Below are 19,137 nucleotides of genomic sequence, written 5' to 3'. Positions count from 1 at the left end.
CATCGATGCGGATCAACGCAGCCACTCGCGCAGCCAGGACGAGGCCGACTCAATTGGCCAGTTTACCACTGCAGTGGTGCCGCCCTCTTTAGTTCGATGCGGATGTCGCGCGCCGGGCTCTCGGCTTCGTGCTGCACGTCCAGCGCGATGAAGGCTGGGGTCGGCAACGCAGGGACTTCGGCCGCATTCGGCAAAGCCGCCTTGCGCGCGTCTGCGCGCCACCGATGCACAACATTCGCGTTCAGGTTGTACAGCCTGGCGATCGCCGCGGCAGAGGCATCGGGTTGCCGGCATGCCTCCAAGACCTCAGCCTTGAAACGCGCACTGTGCTTGCGACGGGTTGCCCGCTTAACCACACCATCCATCGTGTCCACACCATCCATCGTGTCCACATCATTCATCGTGAACACGATGCCTGCCGACTCTCACGCAATCAAGATGACTTCACCGCGCGCTTACACATCACCTACAAGATCGATCGTACGGAAGGCCACATGTTTATTCCGAGAGCACGCCGCTTGCCAGCCTGGGGGGCACCCACGGCACACCGTCAATCAAGCTGCAAATTTAGCGCGCTCACAAGAGCGGAATAGCGGGTCGTGTCCGCATTCATCGCGGCCGACATTTCCGCCGGCCCGCCAGCTCGTACTGTCAAGCCCGCGCCAATGAGCTTGGTACGTAGCTCCGGCAAGTTTGCCGCTACAGCGAACGCGGACGCGATTGCCTGAATTCGCTTGGCTGGCGTCCCGCGCTTGGCGGCGACGCCAATCCAACTCTCCCCGGTAGCGGAGGCGTATCCCGAAGAGGCCAGCGTAGGAACCTCAGGCAGCTGTATCGCAGATTGCGCGCTCGTAACTGCAAGCACCCGAATTTTGCCGGCGCGGTGCGGCTGAATCAGGTTCGGGAGTGCATCGAAAACCATGGGAATGTGCCCGGCCATCAAGTCCTGAGCCATCGGCGCGCCACCTTTGTAGGGGACGAAGTTCAGCTGAATGCCCGCTTCACGAGCGAAGGAGTAGGGGTCGTCTCAGAATTCGGAAAATAAAGCACGGTAAGCAGTTTGCAGCGCCCGTGCGCGTCGTTACCAGCACCTCAACTGCCCGCTCAATCCTTGGCCAGCACGTCGATGATCGGACAAGTCGTATGGCCGTCCCTCGCGTCGCACTGCTGTACCAGTTCCTCCAGCACCCGCTGCATGGCCACGAGGTCAGCCATCTTCTGCTCGATCAGACCCAGCTTGCGCACGGCCAATTCCTGAGTCTCGCCGCAGGCGCACGCCGCATCCAAGGTCGTATCCGTCCGGCAAAGTCATCTTGAGCCCGAGCGGGATACCAAGGATGCTCGTGTCCGCGTAACTTCATTGCGGACACATGAACACTTTGGGAATCGAGTTGCCAAGCAGGCGGACACGGCGGCGGCATGCGCCGGAGTTCAGGGAAAGAGTGGTGCAGGCATGCCGTCAGCCTGGCGTGTCGATTGCGGCCGTCGCGCTGGCCAACGGCCTGAACGCGAACATGGTTCGCAAGTGGGTGATTGAAGCCGAGGCGCGCACAGGCACGCCGCCGGTGTCAAAGACAGACATCCCCGCCGCTTGCAGTGACATGCCAGCGGCGCGCGTGCCACTGCACTTCTTGCCCTTGGCCGTGCCCGCACCGCTGGCGTCAGCGCCTGCCGATGAGATCCGTATCGAGCTGCAGCACGGCACCACCGCGATCAAGGTGTCTTGGCCGACAGCGGCTGCTGCCGAGTGTGCAGCCTGGCTGTATCCGTCCGGCAAAGTCATCTTGAGCCCGAGCGGGATACCAAGGATGCTCGTGTCCGCGTAACTTCATTGCGGACACATGAACACTTTGGGAATCGAGTTGCCAAGCAGGCGGACACGGCGGCGGCATGCGCCGGAGTTCAGGGAAAGAGTGGTGCAGGCATGCCGTCAGCCTGGCGTGTCGATTGCGGCCGTCGCGCTGGCCAACGGCCTGAACGCGAACATGGTTCGCAAGTGGGTGATTGAAGCCGAGGCGCGCACAGGCACGCCGCCGGTGTCAAAGACAGACATCCCCGCCGCTTGCAGTGACATGCCAGCGGCGCGCGTGCCACTGCACTTCTTGCCCTTGGCCGTGCCCGCACCGCTGGCGTCAGCGCCTGCCGATGAGATCCGTATCGAGCTGCAGCACGGCACCACCGCGATCAAGGTGTCTTGGCCGACAGCGGCTGCTGCCGAGTGTGCAGCCTGGCTGCGAGAGTTGCTTCGATGATCCGCGTGGACGCCTGGTGGCTGGCGGTACAACCGCTGGACATGCGCGTGGGCACCGAGGCCGCACTGGCTCGCGTGGTGCAGGTCTTTGGTCAGGCGCACCCACACCATGCCTACCTGTTCGTATCCGTCCGGCAAAGTCATCTTGAGCCCGAGCGGGATACCAAGGATGCTCGTGTCCGCGTAACTTCATTGCGGACACATGAACACTTTGGGAATCGAGTTGCCAAGCAGGCGGACACGGCGGCGGCATGCGCCGGAGTTCAGGGAAAGAGTGGTGCAGGCATGCCGTCAGCCTGGCGTGTCGATTGCGGCCGTCGCGCTGGCCAACGGCCTGAACGCGAACATGGTTCGCAAGTGGGTGATTGAAGCCGAGGCGCGCACAGGCACGCCGCCGGTGTCAAAGACAGACATCCCCGCCGCTTGCAGTGACATGCCAGCGGCGCGCGTGCCACTGCACTTCTTGCCCTTGGCCGTGCCCGCACCGCTGGCGTCAGCGCCTGCCGATGAGATCCGTATCGAGCTGCAGCACGGCACCACCGCGATCAAGGTGTCTTGGCCGACAGCGGCTGCTGCCGAGTGTGCAGCCTGGCTGCGAGAGTTGCTTCGATGATCCGCGTGGACGCCTGGTGGCTGGCGGTACAACCGCTGGACATGCGCGTGGGCACCGAGGCCGCACTGGCTCGCGTGGTGCAGGTCTTTGGTCAGGCGCACCCACACCATGCCTACCTGTTCGCCAACCGGCGAGCCAATCGCATGAAGGTGCTGGTGCACGACGGCATCGGGGTGTGGCTGGCAGCACGGCGCCTGAACATCGGCAAATTCGCCTGGGCCAACGATGTGGTCAGCACACTACCGCTATCTCGCACGCAGTTTGACGCGTTGGTGTTGGGCTTGCCGTGGCAACGGCTGGGCGATGCAGGGATCATCCGGGTGATTTGATCGGTCACTGGCAATTGCCGGATGTACCGATGCGTGCAACGCTGGAGCGCGGCACGATAGCCACCCATGATCAGCGCACAGCAACTGCACGCCCTGGATCCGCAGACGCGGCAGGTGATGCTGTCGCTGCTCGAGCAGATCCGCGCCAAGGATGCCCTGATCGCGCAGCGCGAGCAAGAAGCTGCGTTCAAGCAGGCCCTGATCGACAAGCTCACGCACGAGATGGCGGTTCTCAAGCGGCTGAAGTTCGCGGCGACCAGCGAGCGTTTTGCCAGCACCCTGGCACCCGAGCAGAAGAGCCTGCTGGAGGAGACGCTGGAGACTGATCTGGCCGAACTCGACCGGGAGCTCGATCACGAGCGTGGCCAGGGCAAGGACAAGGCCGAGAAGAAGGCACCCAAGCGTGCCCCGCTGCCGCCAAACCTGCCGCGCCGGGATGTAGCGCACGAGCCGGCCGACACCCGCTGCGGCTGTGGCCAACCCATGCAGCGCATCGGCCAGGACGTGGCCGAGAAGCTGGACTACCAACCGGGCGTGTTTACTGTGGAGCGCCATGTGCGCGGCAAGTGGGCATGCCGCTGCTGCCAGAAGTTGGTGCAGGCGCCAGTCCCGCCGCACGTCATCGACAAGGGGATCCCGACGGCTGGTTTGCTGGCACACCTGCTGGTGGCCAAGTTCATGGACCACCTTCCGCTGTACCGGCAGGAACATATCTTCGAGCGCGCCGGCCACTTGATCGCACGCTCGACCCTGGCGCAGTGGGTGGGCGAGTGCGGCGCACAACTGCAGCCACTGGTGCAGGCGCTGGCCGACGAACTGCGCCGCCATGTGGTGCTGCACGCCGACGAGACGCCGGTGGCGATGCTCAAGCCCAAGCACCTGAGCGACGGCAAGACACACAGGGCCTACATCTGGTCGTACTGCACGACCAGCGCCAACCCGACGAAGGCCGTGGTGTTCGAGTTCTGCGAGACGCGCAGCGGCGAGAACGTGCGCGAGTTTCTCAAGCTGGACACGCCCCGCGCGTGGCAGGGCACGTTGGTAACCGATGGCTTCAGCGGCTACACCGCCACCACGACCAAGGGCGTGACCTCGGCGCAGTGCATGGCGCACGCCAGGCGAAAGTTCAACGATCTGTGGGCCAACCACGGTAGCGAGGTGGGCCGCAAGGCACTGCTTTATCACCAGAGCCTGTTCAGGATCGAGCGCGAGATCGAGGAACTGCCCAGCGATGAGCGACGACGGATACGCCAGCGCAAGTCACGGCGGGTACTGGCTGTCTTCCATCGTTGGCTGCTGGCTCAACGGCAACTGGTGCCGCCTGGATCGGCGACGATGAAGGCCATCGACTACAGCCTCAAGCGCTGGAGAGAGCTCACCCGTTTCGTCGATGACGCTGACGTACCGATCTCCAACAACTGGGTGGAGAACCACATCAGGCCGATTGCCCTCGGACGAGCGAACTGGCTGTTCGCCGGTAGCCTGCGTGCAGGCAAACGGGCTGCGGCCATCATGAGTCTGCTGCACTCAGCACGCATCAATGGGCACGAGCCTTACGCGTACCTCAAGGACGTGCTTGAGCGCTTGCCAACCCATCCGGCCAGCCGTATCGAAGAACTGCTACCGCATCGTTGGTCGCCGGCCATCTGAGGGGCGACGACGGCATCGTGCAGGCGGTCAAGATGACTTTGCCGGACGGATACACCTGTTCGCCAACCGGCGAGCCAATCGCATGAAGGTGCTGGTGCACGACGGCATCGGGGTGTGGCTGGCAGCACGGCGCCTGAACATCGGCAAATTCGCCTGGGCCAACGATGTGGTCAGCACACTACCGCTATCTCGCACGCAGTTTGACGCGTTGGTGTTGGGCTTGCCGTGGCAACGGCTGGGCGATGCAGGGATCATCCGGGTGATTTGATCGGTCACTGGCAATTGCCGGATGTACCGATGCGTGCAACGCTGGAGCGCGGCACGATAGCCACCCATGATCAGCGCACAGCAACTGCACGCCCTGGATCCGCAGACGCGGCAGGTGATGCTGTCGCTGCTCGAGCAGATCCGCGCCAAGGATGCCCTGATCGCGCAGCGCGAGCAAGAAGCTGCGTTCAAGCAGGCCCTGATCGACAAGCTCACGCACGAGATGGCGGTTCTCAAGCGGCTGAAGTTCGCGGCGACCAGCGAGCGTTTTGCCAGCACCCTGGCACCCGAGCAGAAGAGCCTGCTGGAGGAGACGCTGGAGACTGATCTGGCCGAACTCGACCGGGAGCTCGATCACGAGCGTGGCCAGGGCAAGGACAAGGCCGAGAAGAAGGCACCCAAGCGTGCCCCGCTGCCGCCAAACCTGCCGCGCCGGGATGTAGCGCACGAGCCGGCCGACACCCGCTGCGGCTGTGGCCAACCCATGCAGCGCATCGGCCAGGACGTGGCCGAGAAGCTGGACTACCAACCGGGCGTGTTTACTGTGGAGCGCCATGTGCGCGGCAAGTGGGCATGCCGCTGCTGCCAGAAGTTGGTGCAGGCGCCAGTCCCGCCGCACGTCATCGACAAGGGGATCCCGACGGCTGGTTTGCTGGCACACCTGCTGGTGGCCAAGTTCATGGACCACCTTCCGCTGTACCGGCAGGAACATATCTTCGAGCGCGCCGGCCACTTGATCGCACGCTCGACCCTGGCGCAGTGGGTGGGCGAGTGCGGCGCACAACTGCAGCCACTGGTGCAGGCGCTGGCCGACGAACTGCGCCGCCATGTGGTGCTGCACGCCGACGAGACGCCGGTGGCGATGCTCAAGCCCAAGCACCTGAGCGACGGCAAGACACACAGGGCCTACATCTGGTCGTACTGCACGACCAGCGCCAACCCGACGAAGGCCGTGGTGTTCGAGTTCTGCGAGACGCGCAGCGGCGAGAACGTGCGCGAGTTTCTCAAGCTGGACACGCCCCGCGCGTGGCAGGGCACGTTGGTAACCGATGGCTTCAGCGGCTACACCGCCACCACGACCAAGGGCGTGACCTCGGCGCAGTGCATGGCGCACGCCAGGCGAAAGTTCAACGATCTGTGGGCCAACCACGGTAGCGAGGTGGGCCGCAAGGCACTGCTTTATCACCAGAGCCTGTTCAGGATCGAGCGCGAGATCGAGGAACTGCCCAGCGATGAGCGACGACGGATACGCCAGCGCAAGTCACGGCGGGTACTGGCTGTCTTCCATCGTTGGCTGCTGGCTCAACGGCAACTGGTGCCGCCTGGATCGGCGACGATGAAGGCCATCGACTACAGCCTCAAGCGCTGGAGAGAGCTCACCCGTTTCGTCGATGACGCTGACGTACCGATCTCCAACAACTGGGTGGAGAACCACATCAGGCCGATTGCCCTCGGACGAGCGAACTGGCTGTTCGCCGGTAGCCTGCGTGCAGGCAAACGGGCTGCGGCCATCATGAGTCTGCTGCACTCAGCACGCATCAATGGGCACGAGCCTTACGCGTACCTCAAGGACGTGCTTGAGCGCTTGCCAACCCATCCGGCCAGCCGTATCGAAGAACTGCTACCGCATCGTTGGTCGCCGGCCATCTGAGGGGCGACGACGGCATCGTGCAGGCGGTCAAGATGACTTTGCCGGACGGATACCCAAGGTCAGCAGTGCGGCCACCTCATCGAGTGTGAAGCCGAGCGCCTGTCCCCGCTTGATGAATCGCACACGCTTGGCCTGCTCGGGGTCTCCTCGTTTTCAGTGCAATAAGTGACGGTACGCAACGCTAGCACTGGCGCGGGGGTGGTCTGGGCAGACCGTTGATTTCATTGACTTTCCTGTTCGCTTTGTAAACGGGTATGGTGGCCTCCCACTTTTGAGGTTCACGATGCAGGGTTGGCACACAACGTTTTTGGGGATGCGTGGGCTCCCCCGCGATATCAGCGACTTCGAGATGAAGGCATTTTTCACCTTCGATGGTGCCGAGCGCGACGCAATCAATGCACGCCGAGGTGATTCCCACAAGCTTGGTCTGGCGCTCCATATTGGTTTCCTGCGCATGAGTGGGCGTTTGCTCGGTGCCTTTCGGGTAATTCCAGTAGCCTTGTGGCGCCACCTTGGCAACGAGCTTGGCATTGCAGCACCAGAAGTCGCCTCGCTGAGAGCCATGTATGAACGCGGGCGCACGCTATTCGATCACCAACAAGTAGCCTGCACGGTCCTTGGATTCCAGTGGATGAGCGAGCACCAGCGCCGCTCACTGGTACGTGAACTGCGCGACGAAGTGGCGCGCTGCGCCGACCGCGATCAGCTACTCGTGCGGGCGCGTCAATGGCTGTACAAGAACAAGCTGGTGATCGTGCACGAGCGGGCAATTCGGACACTGATTGCGGCGGCACTTGCCCAGCTTGAAGTTGAAACAGGCACCGCCATCGCCGCCAGCGTTGATCCAGCAACACTTGATCGCTGGCGAGCCTCAGTTTCAGAGCTGCGCCCAGATGGACAAACCCAGCAGAGTTGGCTATGGGCTGCACCGGCGAAACACTCAACCCGCCAAATCAGCGAGGTACTGGAGCGCATCGACCTGCTTTACACGCTGGACGTTCATAAGCACCTGGCAGACATCCCCGATCTCATCTTGCGCCGCTACGCGCGCCGACTTGTCTCCAGGCCGCCCTCAGCCGGAGCCAAGATCAAAGAGCCAGCGCGCACCGTGGAGGTCGCATGCTTTCTTCGGTATTGCCTGTTCACCACCACAGACCAGTTGATCCTTATGGTGCAGCGCCGGATCGCCGATCTGTGGCGTCAGGCTGCCGCCGATGTCCCCGCTACCGTCAATTGGGCCGCAATGTACAAAACGCTGCTCGGCGAACTTGTTGCCTTGAGCGCGCAAGGTGCGGTGCCAGATGCTGAGTTGCGTGCCCGTCTTGAAGCCTTGATCACCGAAACCCAGAAACGCAAACCACCGAGCAGGGCCTCCCTGGTCCGCGAGGGATTGATTGATGGAATTCGCCCCGTGCGGTCGTTGCTCGTCGCCATTGCAAAGCTGCCCTGGCAGGCCACCGGCGAGCATCCTGCCATCGAGTACCTTGCCAAGCTGCAAGCTTTATATCTCAAAGGATCCAGAAAGCTGCCAGTTGAAGTGGTGGCACCAAGTCTGGGAATGATCTGGCAGGTTTCGATCTCCAGCCCAGACCGGGAACGGGCGTTTCAGGCGTTGGAGGTGGCCACCCTGTTTGCCCTGCGCCGCGCGGTGCGCAATGGCTCGGTCTGGATTGAGCACAGCCTGAGCTTTCGGGGTCGTGCGCGCTTGTTCTTCACGGACGAGCGTTGGCAGGCAGAGTCCAAGAAACACTATGCCCGTCTATCGTTACCCAGCAAGGCTGCCACTTTCTTGAAGCCTTTGCTGGCCAGAGTAACTGCCGGTGTCGATGCGGTGGCCGCTGCAGCCCGCAGTGGCGTACTGCGCGTGGATGATGAACTCCATTTGTCGCCATTGCCCGCAGAGGACGAAGACCCAGAAGTGACCAAGCTGCGCGCGGCTTTGGATCACCGCATCGGTGAGGTTCAATTGCCGGAAGTGATTCTGGCCGTTGACGCCCAGGTGCGCTTTAGCTGGATCATGCTCGGACGTGAGCCGCGCTCTACCGACGAGCTGCTGATGGTCTATGCCGGCATCATGGCCCACGGCACCAGTCTGACTGCGGTCGAATGCGCGCGCATGATTCCGCAATTGTCTGCCACCAGCATTCGCCAGGCCATGCGCTGGGCGCGGGACGAACGGCGTCTGAGCCAGGCCTGCCAGGCTGTGCTGGAATTCATGCAGCGACACCCGATTGCCGCCACCTGGGGGCGGTCCGATTTGGCATCTTCTGACATGATGAGCATGGAGACCACCAAACGGGTGTGGCAAGCCCGGCTTGATCCTCGGCGCAACACACCTTCCATTGGAATCTACTCCCATGTAAAAGACCGGTGGGGCATCTTCCATGCGCAGCCCTTTGTGCTCAATGAGCGCCAGGCGGGCGTGGCCATTGAAGGTGTCATCCGCCAAGAAAAGCTGGAGACCAGCCAGCTTGCTGTGGATACCCATGGCTACACCGACTTTGCCATGTCACATGCCCGTTTGCTTGGTTTTGATCTTTGCCCGCGGTTGAAGGAACTCAAACAGCGCCACCTCTTTGTGCCACGCGGCACCAAAGTGCCCGCAGAAATCGCTGCGGTGTGCGAAGCCAATGTCGACGTCGCTTTGATCGAAAAGCATTGGGATAGTCTGGTGCACCTGGCAGCCTCGGTCATGAGCGGACATGCCAGTGCGGTGGCAGCTCTTGCGCGGTTCGGTTCTGCCGCCCAGGGCGATCCAATCCATGAGGCTGGCGTGCAATTGGGGCGGTTGCTGCGTACGGCGTTTTTGGCTGACTACTTTGTCAAGGACGCTTTCAGGAACGAGTTGCGCCGGGTGCTCAATCGGGGCGAGGCTGTTAACGCCCTCAAGCGCGCCATTTATACCGGCCGGATCAGCCCGGCGCAGGCCAAACGTGTCGATGAAATGCAGGCTGTGGCCGATGCGTTGAGCCTGATGGCCAACATCGTGATGGCGTGGAATACCTCACAGATGCAGGCGGTCCTGGATCGCTGGTCGAACCGCCGCCAGGTCATTCCACCGGAACTGATCGGGAAGATTGCGCCCACCAGGCTGGAGAGCATCAACTTGCGGGGTGTGTTTCGCTTCCCGGTTGACCGCTATGCTGACCAAATCCTGCCTTCGCGGCCAAATGCATCGATAACTGGCACCAATGGATGAAACCGACCACGGTTTGACGCCACGAATCGCAGATTTGAAAGTGAACAGGAAAGTCAATGAAATCAACGATCTACCAACACCACCTCCGCGCCAGTGCTAGCTTTTCGTACCGTCACTTATTGCACTGAAAACGAGGAGACCCCGCTTACGCCGCTGGTGGAGGCGGTGAGCGAATTCGCGGGCCGCGCCGCCGAGAAGCTGAGGAAACAGAACTGCCTTGCCACCGAGCTGCTGGTATTCATGCACACCTCGCCGTACCGGCCGGGGGCGCAATGCTCGCGCAGCGTGGTGGTGCCCCTGCGAAGACCGACCGACGACACGCTGGCACTCGCCAATGCGGCGGCGGACGGCATGCGCTACATGTATGTGCCGGGCTTCCGCTTCATCAAAGCCGGCGTGATCTTGGTGGACCTACAGCCGGCAAGCCTTCTGCAGCGGGAACTGGACCTGGAGCCAGAAGAGACCCTTGAAGTCCCGCGAGACCGCTCCCGGCTGATGGTAGCCATGGACGCCATCAACGGGCGCTATGGCAAGGGCACGGTGCATCCGGCGGCCACGGGAAAGGCAGGGCCACAGCGGGTGTGGGGCATGAAGCAGGAGCGGCGCACGCCGCAGTACACGACGCGGCTGGAGGATGTGCCGATGGTGCGGGCGTGAAACGACTGGTCAGACCCACCCAGGGCATGAACCTGGTACTTTGCGCTCGCCAGCGGCTTCAGGCTGCTTGCTGTCGGTGACCTGGCACGCTTGAATGTCGGTAGCCGAGGTCACCAGTCCTTCCAGGATGGAAGGGTCGAACGACCGCTGCACCTCCGTCACCAGCCTCTCAACACATGCCGGCCTGGTCGCGCTTCGAGAATGACCCCTCGCGTCCGAGGTTAGCGGCTGTGCCCGACCCTGAGATGACATCCGGGTCAATACCTCAATCCGGCCAGTCCAGTCACGACAGATCAGGGGCGTAACCTCTGAGGAATCGGGGAAGCTGGAGTTACAGAGTGCAGCCGCCGTAGACCGCCGGCTGCTCGAAGCTGCCAGTTCTCCAAAGTGAACTCACCGGGCGTTGCGGCGCTTGCCGATGGCTCGATCGTCACATTCACAGGTCGATCGGCCGAACTGGAACAGCCAATCCCGAACAGATGTTGCACAGCTCGCCCCTGACAGCAGACATTCAACTGAAGTTCACTCCACCATACGACCCCGTCAATGCCAGTCCGGCCTGTATCCAAATCTGACACGCATTCCGAGATCTGGTGATCTTTCAACCTATTGAAGTCTGTGACGGCAACATGGACGCATGCATCTCACTTTTCACGACCAACTTGCTGTACGGCGTCAAGGTTGCCGAGCATGCGCTTGAGCAGGTCAATCAGCATTTCTCGCTCGGTCGCGCTGATGCCTTTAAGTAGTGCTTCTTCGCGAGCCATAGCGTATCGGTAAATGGCGTTGTGCCATTTGCTGCCTTCACCGGTCACTTGGTACTCGATCTTGCGCAACCCCTGCGGCCTCGAATCCAGCCATCCGTTGCCCACAAGCGTGGCGATTGCCCGGCTCACTGCTCCCTTGTCGAGACCCATGAGCTCAGAGGCCTTGGATGCTGTGGACCAAGGATAGATATTGAAATAGGCAAGTACGCGCCATTCCGTTACCCCTACGCCGAATTTCTCGTTGTAGAGAAGGGATGCGCTGCTGGACACCTTGTTGGAGAGCCACAGCAGCAAGCCGGGTACGTACCTTTCCAGTTCGAGTTGCATCGTGGTCTCTGAGCGGTCTGTCGATTCGCGAAATCTAGCCATTGATGACACCTCCATCAACCGTGATGACCTGCCCTGTGACGTAGGAAGCTGCGCCACCACACAGGAAGCCGACAACGCCCGCCACATCCTCTGGCTCGCCGAAGCGCCCAAGTGGTATCTCGGCCAAGCGTTCCGGTCCCATGGCCGCAACCAGATCGGATGTCATTCTGGTTCGGATCAGTCCGGGTGAAACGGCATTGACCAGCGTCCTAGGTGCCAGATCGCGCGAGAAAGACCGCACCAGGCCTACGATGCCGCCCTTGGCTGCGGCATAAGCCGCGCGCCCAGGCGTGCCACGCTGGAACGCGCGAGACGTGCACAACACCACACGGGTCGTCTCTCCAGGATCGCGAACTTCGCGAAATGCCAACACCGCCTCATAGGCTGTCGTGAGGTTGCTGGCGATGGCCCGATCCCAGACCGACCGGTCTTCTGCGTCGAGTGGATCCTGTTCGAACAACCCGGCCATATGCACCAACGCATAAAGCGGCTCTCCAGCCGCTTGCGCGGCCAGCGCGCATTCATGGGCGTTAGACAAGTAAGAAACCTGAGTGCCGGTTCGTTCAGGAAAACCCAAGGCTATACGGGTCTGCTGCAACCGTTGGGCATCCACATCCACCAACGTCACCTTAGCGCCTCGCTCCAGGAAGTGGCGCGCACACGCGCTGCCAATGCCCCCGGCACCACCCGTCACAAGCACGTGCCTGTCTTGAAATTCATGTGTTTCCATTCGTCGGATTGTGAAGATAGCATGTTGACATGCCAACCTAAATTGCGAGATACTTCGATTAGGTTGATTCAACAACCTAATCGAAGTATCGTTACGACGTGTGACTCAAGTCGATGAAGGAGACAAGATGCAACTGGATATGTTGGTGGTGGGTGCCGGATTTGCCGGTATCTACCAACTGTACAAAGCGCGCGAAGCAGGCATGACGGTGCGCGTGCTCGAAGCTGGTGAAGGCGTGGGTGGGACCTGGTTCTGGAACCGTTACCCAGGTGCGCGATGCGACGTTGAAAGCCTGGACTACTCCTACTCATTTTGCCGCGAGCTGGAAGAGGAATGGGAATGGACTGAACGCTACGCAACCCAGAGTGAGATCCTGAGCTACATCAACCATGTGGTCGACCGATTCGACCTGCGTCGAGACATTCAGCTCAACACGCGGGTGGCTTCTGCTCACTTCGATGAGGATCGCGCGCTCTGGTCGGTTCGAAGTGAAGACGGCGAACACTTAGAGGCCAAATTTCTGGTGATGGCGACAGGGCAATTGTCTGTTCCGCAAAAACCCGACCTTCATGGATTGGATGACTTTAAGGGCCAGTGGTACCACAGCGCGCGCTGGCCCATGGAAGGTGTCGACTTCACCGGACAGCGCGTCGTGCTCATAGGTACCGGCTCCAGTGGTGTGCAGATGACGCCGATCATTGCGGCCCAGGCTAGCCAACTGACCGTGCTGCAACGAACTGCCAACTTCAGTGTGCCCGCGCACAACGTGCCCTTCACACCCGAATCGCTGAAGGCCGCCAAGGCCCGTTACCCGGAGCGTCGCGCCATGGGGCGCGAAGCCATCACGGGAGTGTTCCTCAACGCCAACACCAAGACGGCGGCCGAGATGACAGAGGATGAGCGCATCGCGGAACTTGAGTACCGCTGGAAAGGCGCCGGTGGCGGGTTTCGCATGCTCCGCGCCTTTGCCGACCTGATGTCGAATCCGCAGACCAATCACCTGGTGGCCGAGTTCGCGCGAAACAAGATCCGCGCTGTCGTCAAAGATCCTCGGAAAGCCGAAATTCTTTCTCCCAAGGGTGATCTGCCCTTCGGCGCCAAGCGATTGTGCGTGGACTCGAACTACTACGACACGTTCAACCAGAACCACGTCGACATCGTTGATGTCGCGATCGACCCCATCGTCGAAGCAACGCCCAGCGGCATCCGCACCCAGACGCGCGAGTTTGCATGCGATGCGATTGTGTTTGCCACCGGCTTCGACGCCATGACCGGCGCGCTCAAGTCCATCGACATACGCGGCGAACGAGGCATTTCCCTGCGCGACAAGTGGAAGGACGGCCCAACTTCGTATCTGGGTATCAGCATTGCTGGATTCCCCAACCTGTTTGTGATTGCGGGGCCTGGAAGCCCCTCGGCTTTGAGCAACGTGGTGCACTCGATCGAGACCCACGTGGACTGGATCATGCGCCTGCTGCGCACCGCGCAGACCAGACAAGTGCGTCGCATCGCGGCCCTGCAGGAGGCCGAAGACGGCTGGGTACATCGTTGTGTCGAAGAGGCCAACAAGACCCTCTACCCCAAGGCCAAGAGCTGGTACATGGGTTCCAACATCGAGGGCAAGCCGCGCGTCTTCATGGCATTCGTGTCGGGTGTACCGCTCTACCGAGCGCTCATTGAGGAAGTTGCATCGAACAACTATCAGGGATTCGAACTCGCCTGAAGCCTGCCGGCTCAGGGTACCATTTCATCAATTCAAAGGAGACATACCCATGGACCGCCGAACCCTCATCAAATCCGCCGCCGTACTGGCGGCCCCCGCTATCGTCACCAACGCCAGGGCACAGAGTGTCACCACACTGCGTTTCCACACTTTCGTCCCCGCTATGTCCACCGCGTACAGCCGCTTGATCACCCCCTGGATGGCGAAGATCGAACAGGAATCGGGAGGACGTCTCAAGTTTCAAGCATTCCCGTCTATGCAAATGGGTGGTGCTCCCGCTCAGCTCTACGATCAGGCTCGTGATGGTGTCGTCGATGTCGTTTGGTCCTTGGCGGGCTACACCCCGGGCCGATTTCCGCGCTCAGAAGTCTTTGAACTGCCCTTCTTCACCTACGACGCTGAAGGGTCCTCACGCGCGGCCTGGGATTACATCGCCAACTACGCTCCTGACGAATTTCGCGAGGTCAAGCTGCTTGCTTGTCACACCCATGGGCTGAACATCTTGCACATGAAGAGCAAGCTTGTCACCAAGGCCAGCGACATGCGCGGGCTCAAGGTCAGGGGCTCGACCCGCAAGAATACCCAGATCCTCTCGGCTGTTGGTGCGATCCCGGTAGCCTTGCCGCTATCGGAGGTTCCGAATGCCCTGTCTAAAGGCGTGATTGAGGGCGCCATCATGCCCTGGGACACCGTACCGGCGGGCAAACTCGACGAGCTTACGAAGTTCCATACCGAATTCCCCAAGGGCATGCAGGGCTTCAACAACAGCATCCAGTTCTTGGCCATGAACAAGGCCAGCTATGACAGTCTACCTGCAGACTTGAAAAAGGTCATAGATCAGAACAGTGGCGCGGACGTGTCGGCCATGTACGGTCGTGAGGCTGAGGTCCAGGGCCAAGTGGTCCGCCAAGCCACGGTGGCGCGTGGCCACACCGTCCATGTGATGGGCAAAGCAGAGGCCGAGGAATTCAGGCGCCTCATCACCAACCCTATCGTGGAAGAGTGGGTGAAGGAGATGAATGCCAAGGGATTCGATGGTGCCAAGCTGCTCGCCGCTGGGCGCGAACTTGTCGAGCGCTATCGCCCCAAGGCTTGACGACCAGCAGATAGCCACATGGCCGGCGCCCTGTGCCGATCAGGCGCGCCGAGCCCCACCATCTCAGGAGCAGTTTTTTGGAACACATGGAATGTGATGTGCTGGTCGCCGGCTCAGGCGCAGGGGGCTTGTCGGCGGCGATTGTCATGGCAAAGGCCGGGTTGGATGTGCTGGTCGTTGAAAAGGCGGATCTGTTCGGTGGCACGACCGCACTCAGCGGTGGGGTTCTCTGGATTCCTGGCAACCGCTGGGACCCACAGAAGGGTGAAGAAGCCCGTGTCATGGCGAGGCGCTACCTCAACGCTGAAGCGGGTGAAACACTCGATTCCGAGTCGGTCGAGCAATTCCTGAAGAACGCGCCACACATGGTGGAGTGGTTCGAGCGTGAGACCTGCGTTCGTTTTGTGCCCACGCAGTACCCGGACTACCACCCGGATCAACCGGGCGGCGCCGTCGTGGGGCGTTCCATCCTGGCTCAGCCGTTCGACATCCGGGCACTCGGTGATGACATGGCTCGATTGCGCCCGCCGCGCTCAAGACAATCACCTTCATGGGCATGATGTTCAACTCCTCGAACGCGGACCTCAAGCACTTCTTCAACGCCACCCGCTCGCTGCGTTCATTCACCTATGTGGTGCGTCGTCTGGTCGCGCACCTGTGGGACTTGCTTCGCTACCGCCGTGCCGTCCAGTCCACCAGCGGCAATGCCCTTGCAGCACGACTGGCCCGAGCGGCGCTGGATGCGGGCGTGCCTATCTGGACGTCCGCCCCCATCAAGCACTTGCTTGTGCAGGCGGGCAGTGTCGTCGGAGCGGGCATCGAGCGGGAGGGCACGGTCGTGCGTGTGAACGCTAGACGTGGTGTGGTCCTTGCCTGCGGTGGGTTCCCGCACGATCCAGCGCGCATGAAGCAGGCCTATCCGCACATGCGGCGGGGCGCCCAGCACATGTCGCCAACACCGGAGGAAAACACGGGCGATGGCATCCGCCTGGCAGAGCAGGTGGGCGGCGCATGCCAGACCGGTCTGCCGCACGCCGCGGCCTGGATGCCCGTGTCGCGAGTGCCATTCTCAAACGGAAGCTATGGCCTGTTCCCCCACCTGCTCGACCGGTACAAACCTGGCGTGATCGGGGTCAACCGTGCCGGACGCCGCTTCTGCAACGAGTCTGACTCTTACCACGACGTGGGCGCTGCCATGATCCGAGACGGCTCCTCCTCCCCGGACACCTCGATATGGCTGCTTTGCGATCGACGCGCGCTGCGCAAGTACGGGCTGGGCGTGGTCAAGCCCGCGCCGGTGCCCATCGGAACTTACCTGCGCAACGGCTACTTGATCGAAGGCAGCACGCTGGTGCAACTCGCGCAAAAGACAGGCATCGATCCCGACGCACTGCAGCGCACGGTCGCCGAGTTCAATGCAGATGCGGCGCAAGGTCAGGACAGCCGTTTCGGTCGTGGCCATTCGGCGTTCAACCGCTACCTGGCTGATCCCGAAAACCGCCCCAATCCTTGCGTTGCGCCCATCTTGCAAGCGCCGTTCTATGCGGTGCAGTTGCACGTGGGCGACCTGGGCACCTTTGAAGGACTGGAGACCACGCCATGGGGCGCGGTGCGCACAGATGATGGCGCGGTGATCCCGGGGCTTTACGCGGTGGGCAATGACCGGGTCAGCGTCATGGGCGGCCACTACCCGGCTGCTGGCATCACCCTCGGGCCGGCCATGACTTTTGGCTGGATGACCGGCCAGCACATCGCGCAGGTGGCGCGAGCGCAAACCCGTTCGGAATCGCTGGCGTCCGCTTCAACGATGTATCGCGGGGCGGTTCCAGCCCATGAATGAGAAAGGACAAAGAATGAACACCGATCAACCTGATACGGCGCGAGTGGCCGTGGTGACGGGCGCGGGAGACGGAATTGGACTGGCCACAGCGCAGAGGCTCGCGCGCGACTTCGAGCACGTGGTGATCGCTGATGTGCGTCCCGCCGCAGCGTTCGCACGCGCCGCCGAACTCGGGCAGCGCCATCTTGGGGTTGCCTGCGATGTGACGAATGAGTCCGATGTCGTGGGCCTGTTCGACGCTGTGCTTCAGCGTTTTGGCCGACTGGATGTCCTGGTCAACAACGCCGGGATCGGCGAGCAGTCCGTGATGACCCTGGAGCAGACCGTGGAGGGCTTCGACCGCATTCTCGCGGTGCACCTGCGCGGCACTTTTCTGGCCAGCCGTGAGGCAGCGCGCCATTTCGTGGCGCAGCAATCTGGCGCCATCGTGAACTTGGGCTCCATTGCCGGCCTGGCTGGGCACCCTGGCCGAAACGCCTATGGGGCCGCAAAGGCCGGCATTGTCGCCATGACCGAGGCGATGGCCAGCGAATGGGCGCGTGATGGCATCCGCGTCAATGCGGTGGCGCCGGGCTACGTGATGACCGATCTTGTGCGAGATCTGATTGCGCGCGGCGCGCTCAACCCATCAGACATTGAAGACCGCACGCCGATGGCGCGCTTCGCACGACCCGAGGAGATCGCCGAAGCCATCGCCTTCCTCGCCTCACCGAGCGCCAGTTACATCACGGGTGTGACCCTACCTGTGGACGGAGGCTGGCAGGCCTTTGGCGCGCCTCCAGCGCGACTGGGGCGTGTCGCCGACAAACGCGAGTCCCATTAAATTTCATAGAAGGACAAAGTACATGGACGCAGAAATCACCGCCTTGCTGCAAAAGGTCAAGGACGCCAAGCGCACGCCTTTCTGGCAAAGCACGCCTGCACAAGCTCGCGAAGGTCCCATGCTGATGGACCTGCTGTTTGGTGCAGCGCCTGATGTGGCTCGGGTAGAAGATTTCAGCATCACCTCTTCCGATGGACACGCGCTTCCGGTGCGTCTGTACGTGCCACAGAAACAGCCGCGCGGATTGATCGTCTACTTTCACGGGGGCGGATGGGTCATCGGCTCCGTCGCGGCCTACCACCCTTTGACGGCCACGTTGGCGGTGCGCACCGGCTGTGCTGTACTGTCTGTGGACTATCGGTTGGCTCCTGAGCATCCCTTTCCGCTTCCCCTGGAAGATGCCATATCGGCTTTGAAGTGGAGTGCCGAGCACGCAGATGCAAGGCTCGGTTCAAGCTTCGAGCGCCTCATCGTCATGGGAGACAGCGCGGGCGGCAACCTGGCCACCGTGGCAGCGCGACTACACAACGGGACCGTTGCTGCCCGGCCCGTCGATCTTCAGATCTTGGCCTACCCAGTGACGGCGCATGACTTCAGTACCGAAAGCTATGAATCGTTTGCCGAGGACCACCTGCTGACGCGTCGCGACATGATGTGGTTTTGGGATCAGTACTTGCCAGATCCCGCCAAGCGCGATGACCCGTTGGCGTCACCACTGGCCACACCTGATCTGGCGGGCTCGCCTGCAGCATTGATTTTGTCTGCTGGCTGTGATCCGCTGCGCGACGAGGGTGAGGCTTACGGACGGCGTCTGCTTGAGTCCGGGGTGTACGCGGACATCGTCCGTTGCGATGGCCTGTTGCATGGATTCCTGTCGATGATCAACTATGCGCCGAGCGCATCCCAGGCGTTTGATCGCATCCTTGCGGCAGTGAAACAGTCACTGACCGATAGCAGCACTTGAAGTTCATTCTCCCAATAGCCACGCGTTGACATCCCGCAGCGTAGAACTCAAGTAGTTTCGTGAGCGAACGGGAATTGCCCTAAGCATAGGGATGGAGTTGAACCGACGTCGGCTGTGCACCTGAAGCCGGCCGCCGGGTCCTCGAGGATCGTTGCCTCTCGAATAACAGCTGCTGGCCACATACTGTGAGGTCGCGGTGAGCTCTTCG

The 19,137-nt window shown here is 61.6% G+C and carries 17 protein-coding genes and 3 pseudogenes; 14 read left to right on the top strand and 6 right to left on the bottom strand.

The window, feature by feature from the left end; genetic code table 11:
* Nucleotides 1-62: 62 nt before the first annotated feature.
* The 3 genes and pseudogenes from LG388_RS08880 to LG388_RS08870 form a co-directional block, all read right to left on the bottom strand.
* Entirely contained in the window at nucleotides 63-401 is a 339-nt protein-coding gene (locus LG388_RS08880) for a transposase (protein WP_225782475.1), read from the bottom strand.
* 149 nt (nucleotides 402-550) lie between these two features.
* A pseudogene (locus LG388_RS08875) lies at nucleotides 551-1,000 on the bottom strand (Bug family tripartite tricarboxylate transporter substrate binding protein); the annotation flags it as partial.
* Nucleotides 1,001-1,104: 104 nt separating this feature from the next.
* The gene (locus tag LG388_RS08870) at nucleotides 1,105-1,245 is read right to left on the bottom strand and encodes a hypothetical protein (protein WP_225782474.1); all 141 of its coding nucleotides are present in this window, start codon (nucleotides 1,243-1,245) and stop codon (nucleotides 1,105-1,107) included.
* A gap of 125 nt (nucleotides 1,246-1,370) precedes the next feature.
* Here LG388_RS08870 and LG388_RS08865 point away from each other — a divergent pair, with 125 nt between their 5' ends.
* From LG388_RS08865 to LG388_RS08835, 7 genes are all read left to right on the top strand, one after another.
* Nucleotides 1,371-1,826: a transposase gene (locus LG388_RS08865; protein ID WP_225782473.1), complete on the top strand. Its 456-nt coding sequence runs from the start codon at nucleotides 1,371-1,373 to the stop codon at nucleotides 1,824-1,826.
* 15 nt (nucleotides 1,827-1,841) lie between these two features.
* Entirely contained in the window at nucleotides 1,842-2,252 is a 411-nt protein-coding gene (locus LG388_RS08860; RefSeq protein WP_225782472.1) for a transposase, read from the top strand.
* A 201-nt stretch (nucleotides 2,253-2,453) separates the two neighbouring features.
* Nucleotides 2,454-2,864, top strand: a complete 411-nt coding sequence (locus LG388_RS08855) for a transposase (protein ID WP_225782472.1) — start codon at nucleotides 2,454-2,456, stop codon at nucleotides 2,862-2,864.
* Nucleotides 2,861-3,193 carry an IS66 family insertion sequence element accessory protein TnpB gene (gene tnpB, locus LG388_RS08850; RefSeq protein WP_225782471.1) on the top strand — a complete coding sequence of 111 codons (333 nt, stop codon included), beginning with the start codon at nucleotides 2,861-2,863 and terminating at the stop codon, nucleotides 3,191-3,193. Before LG388_RS08855 ends, tnpB (LG388_RS08850) begins: the two co-directional genes overlap by 4 nt.
* Nucleotides 3,194-3,259: 66 nt before the next feature.
* Entirely contained in the window at nucleotides 3,260-4,843 is a 1,584-nt protein-coding gene (locus LG388_RS08845; protein WP_370630124.1) for an IS66 family transposase, read from the top strand.
* Nucleotides 4,734-5,111 (top strand): IS66 family insertion sequence element accessory protein TnpB, encoded by a 378-nt coding sequence (gene tnpB, locus LG388_RS08840; RefSeq protein WP_225782470.1) that lies wholly within the window; start codon nucleotides 4,734-4,736, stop codon nucleotides 5,109-5,111. Before LG388_RS08845 ends, tnpB (LG388_RS08840) begins: the two co-directional genes overlap by 110 nt.
* A gap of 66 nt (nucleotides 5,112-5,177) precedes the next feature.
* Nucleotides 5,178-6,761 carry an IS66 family transposase gene (locus tag LG388_RS08835; RefSeq protein WP_370630124.1) on the top strand — a complete coding sequence of 528 codons (1,584 nt, stop codon included), beginning with the start codon at nucleotides 5,178-5,180 and terminating at the stop codon, nucleotides 6,759-6,761.
* A 27-nt stretch (nucleotides 6,762-6,788) separates the two neighbouring features.
* Here LG388_RS08835 and LG388_RS08830 read toward each other — a convergent pair.
* Nucleotides 6,789-6,890, bottom strand: a pseudogene (locus tag LG388_RS08830) (MerR family DNA-binding protein); the annotation flags it as partial.
* A gap of 154 nt (nucleotides 6,891-7,044) precedes the next feature.
* Between LG388_RS08830 and LG388_RS08825 the strand changes: the two are divergent.
* Nucleotides 7,045-9,960, top strand: coding sequence for a Tn3-like element IS1071 family transposase (locus LG388_RS08825; RefSeq protein WP_225782468.1), 2,916 nt, complete (start codon nucleotides 7,045-7,047; stop codon nucleotides 9,958-9,960).
* 165 nt (nucleotides 9,961-10,125) lie between these two features.
* Entirely contained in the window at nucleotides 10,126-10,617 is a 492-nt protein-coding gene (locus LG388_RS08820; RefSeq protein ID WP_255632145.1) for a DUF4113 domain-containing protein, read from the top strand.
* Nucleotides 10,618-11,261: 644 nt separating this feature from the next.
* Here LG388_RS08820 and LG388_RS08815 read toward each other — a convergent pair.
* A complete protein-coding gene (locus LG388_RS08815; RefSeq protein WP_225782467.1) occupies nucleotides 11,262-11,711 on the bottom strand; it encodes a MarR family winged helix-turn-helix transcriptional regulator in 450 nt (149 codons plus the stop codon).
* 34 nt (nucleotides 11,712-11,745) lie between these two features.
* A complete protein-coding gene (locus LG388_RS08810) occupies nucleotides 11,746-12,483 on the bottom strand; it encodes an SDR family NAD(P)-dependent oxidoreductase (RefSeq protein ID WP_225782466.1) in 738 nt (245 codons plus the stop codon).
* Between the two features lie 127 nt (nucleotides 12,484-12,610).
* Here LG388_RS08810 and LG388_RS08805 point away from each other — a divergent pair, with 127 nt between their 5' ends.
* The 5 genes and pseudogenes from LG388_RS08805 (at nucleotide 12,611) to LG388_RS08785 (ending at nucleotide 18,929) form a co-directional block, all read left to right on the top strand.
* On the top strand, nucleotides 12,611-14,206 hold the full coding sequence (locus LG388_RS08805; RefSeq protein ID WP_225782465.1) for an NAD(P)/FAD-dependent oxidoreductase: 1,596 nt from the start codon (nucleotides 12,611-12,613) through the stop codon (nucleotides 14,204-14,206).
* A 49-nt stretch (nucleotides 14,207-14,255) separates the two neighbouring features.
* Nucleotides 14,256-15,302, top strand: coding sequence for a TRAP transporter substrate-binding protein (locus tag LG388_RS08800; RefSeq protein WP_225782464.1), 1,047 nt, complete (start codon nucleotides 14,256-14,258; stop codon nucleotides 15,300-15,302).
* Nucleotides 15,303-15,388: 86 nt separating this feature from the next.
* Nucleotides 15,389-17,142: pseudogene (locus LG388_RS08795) on the top strand (FAD-dependent oxidoreductase).
* A 13-nt stretch (nucleotides 17,143-17,155) separates the two neighbouring features.
* A complete protein-coding gene (locus tag LG388_RS08790; protein WP_225782463.1) occupies nucleotides 17,156-17,965 on the top strand; it encodes an SDR family NAD(P)-dependent oxidoreductase in 810 nt (269 codons plus the stop codon).
* 22 nt (nucleotides 17,966-17,987) lie between these two features.
* On the top strand, nucleotides 17,988-18,929 hold the full coding sequence (locus tag LG388_RS08785; protein ID WP_225782462.1) for an alpha/beta hydrolase: 942 nt from the start codon (nucleotides 17,988-17,990) through the stop codon (nucleotides 18,927-18,929).
* Nucleotides 18,930-19,137 lie beyond the last annotated feature (208 nt).

Source organism: Xenophilus sp. Marseille-Q4582 (assembly GCF_916700565.1).
Lineage (GTDB): Bacteria > Pseudomonadota > Gammaproteobacteria > Burkholderiales > Burkholderiaceae_C > Xenophilus.
Note: the sequence above shows the minus strand (reverse complement) of the source record. Positions and strands in the feature narration are given on the sequence as shown.

Bases quoted from the DNA above. Each gene is read 5' to 3' on its own strand.
- LG388_RS08880 (WP_225782475.1), bottom strand. From the start codon at position 401: ATGAATGATGTGGACACGATGGATGGTGTGGACACGATGGATGGTGTG.
- LG388_RS08865 (WP_225782473.1), top strand. From the start codon at position 1,371: ATGAACACTTTGGGAATCGAGTTGCCAAGCAGGCGGACACGGCGGCGG.
- LG388_RS08860 (WP_225782472.1), top strand. From the start codon at position 1,842: ATGAACACTTTGGGAATCGAGTTGCCAAGCAGGCGGACACGGCGGCGG.
- LG388_RS08855 (WP_225782472.1), top strand. From the start codon at position 2,454: ATGAACACTTTGGGAATCGAGTTGCCAAGCAGGCGGACACGGCGGCGG.
- tnpB (WP_225782471.1), top strand. From the start codon at position 2,861: ATGATCCGCGTGGACGCCTGGTGGCTGGCGGTACAACCGCTGGACATG.
- LG388_RS08845 (WP_370630124.1), top strand. From the start codon at position 3,260: ATGATCAGCGCACAGCAACTGCACGCCCTGGATCCGCAGACGCGGCAG.
- tnpB (WP_225782470.1), top strand. From the start codon at position 4,734: ATGGGCACGAGCCTTACGCGTACCTCAAGGACGTGCTTGAGCGCTTGC.
- LG388_RS08835 (WP_370630124.1), top strand. From the start codon at position 5,178: ATGATCAGCGCACAGCAACTGCACGCCCTGGATCCGCAGACGCGGCAG.
- LG388_RS08825 (WP_225782468.1), top strand. From the start codon at position 7,045: ATGCAGGGTTGGCACACAACGTTTTTGGGGATGCGTGGGCTCCCCCGC.
- LG388_RS08815 (WP_225782467.1), bottom strand. From the start codon at position 11,711: ATGCAACTCGAACTGGAAAGGTACGTACCCGGCTTGCTGCTGTGGCTC.
- LG388_RS08810 (WP_225782466.1), bottom strand. From the start codon at position 12,483: ATGGAAACACATGAATTTCAAGACAGGCACGTGCTTGTGACGGGTGGT.
- LG388_RS08805 (WP_225782465.1), top strand. From the start codon at position 12,611: ATGCAACTGGATATGTTGGTGGTGGGTGCCGGATTTGCCGGTATCTAC.
- LG388_RS08800 (WP_225782464.1), top strand. From the start codon at position 14,256: ATGGACCGCCGAACCCTCATCAAATCCGCCGCCGTACTGGCGGCCCCC.
- LG388_RS08790 (WP_225782463.1), top strand. From the start codon at position 17,156: ATGAACACCGATCAACCTGATACGGCGCGAGTGGCCGTGGTGACGGGC.
- LG388_RS08785 (WP_225782462.1), top strand. From the start codon at position 17,988: ATGGACGCAGAAATCACCGCCTTGCTGCAAAAGGTCAAGGACGCCAAG.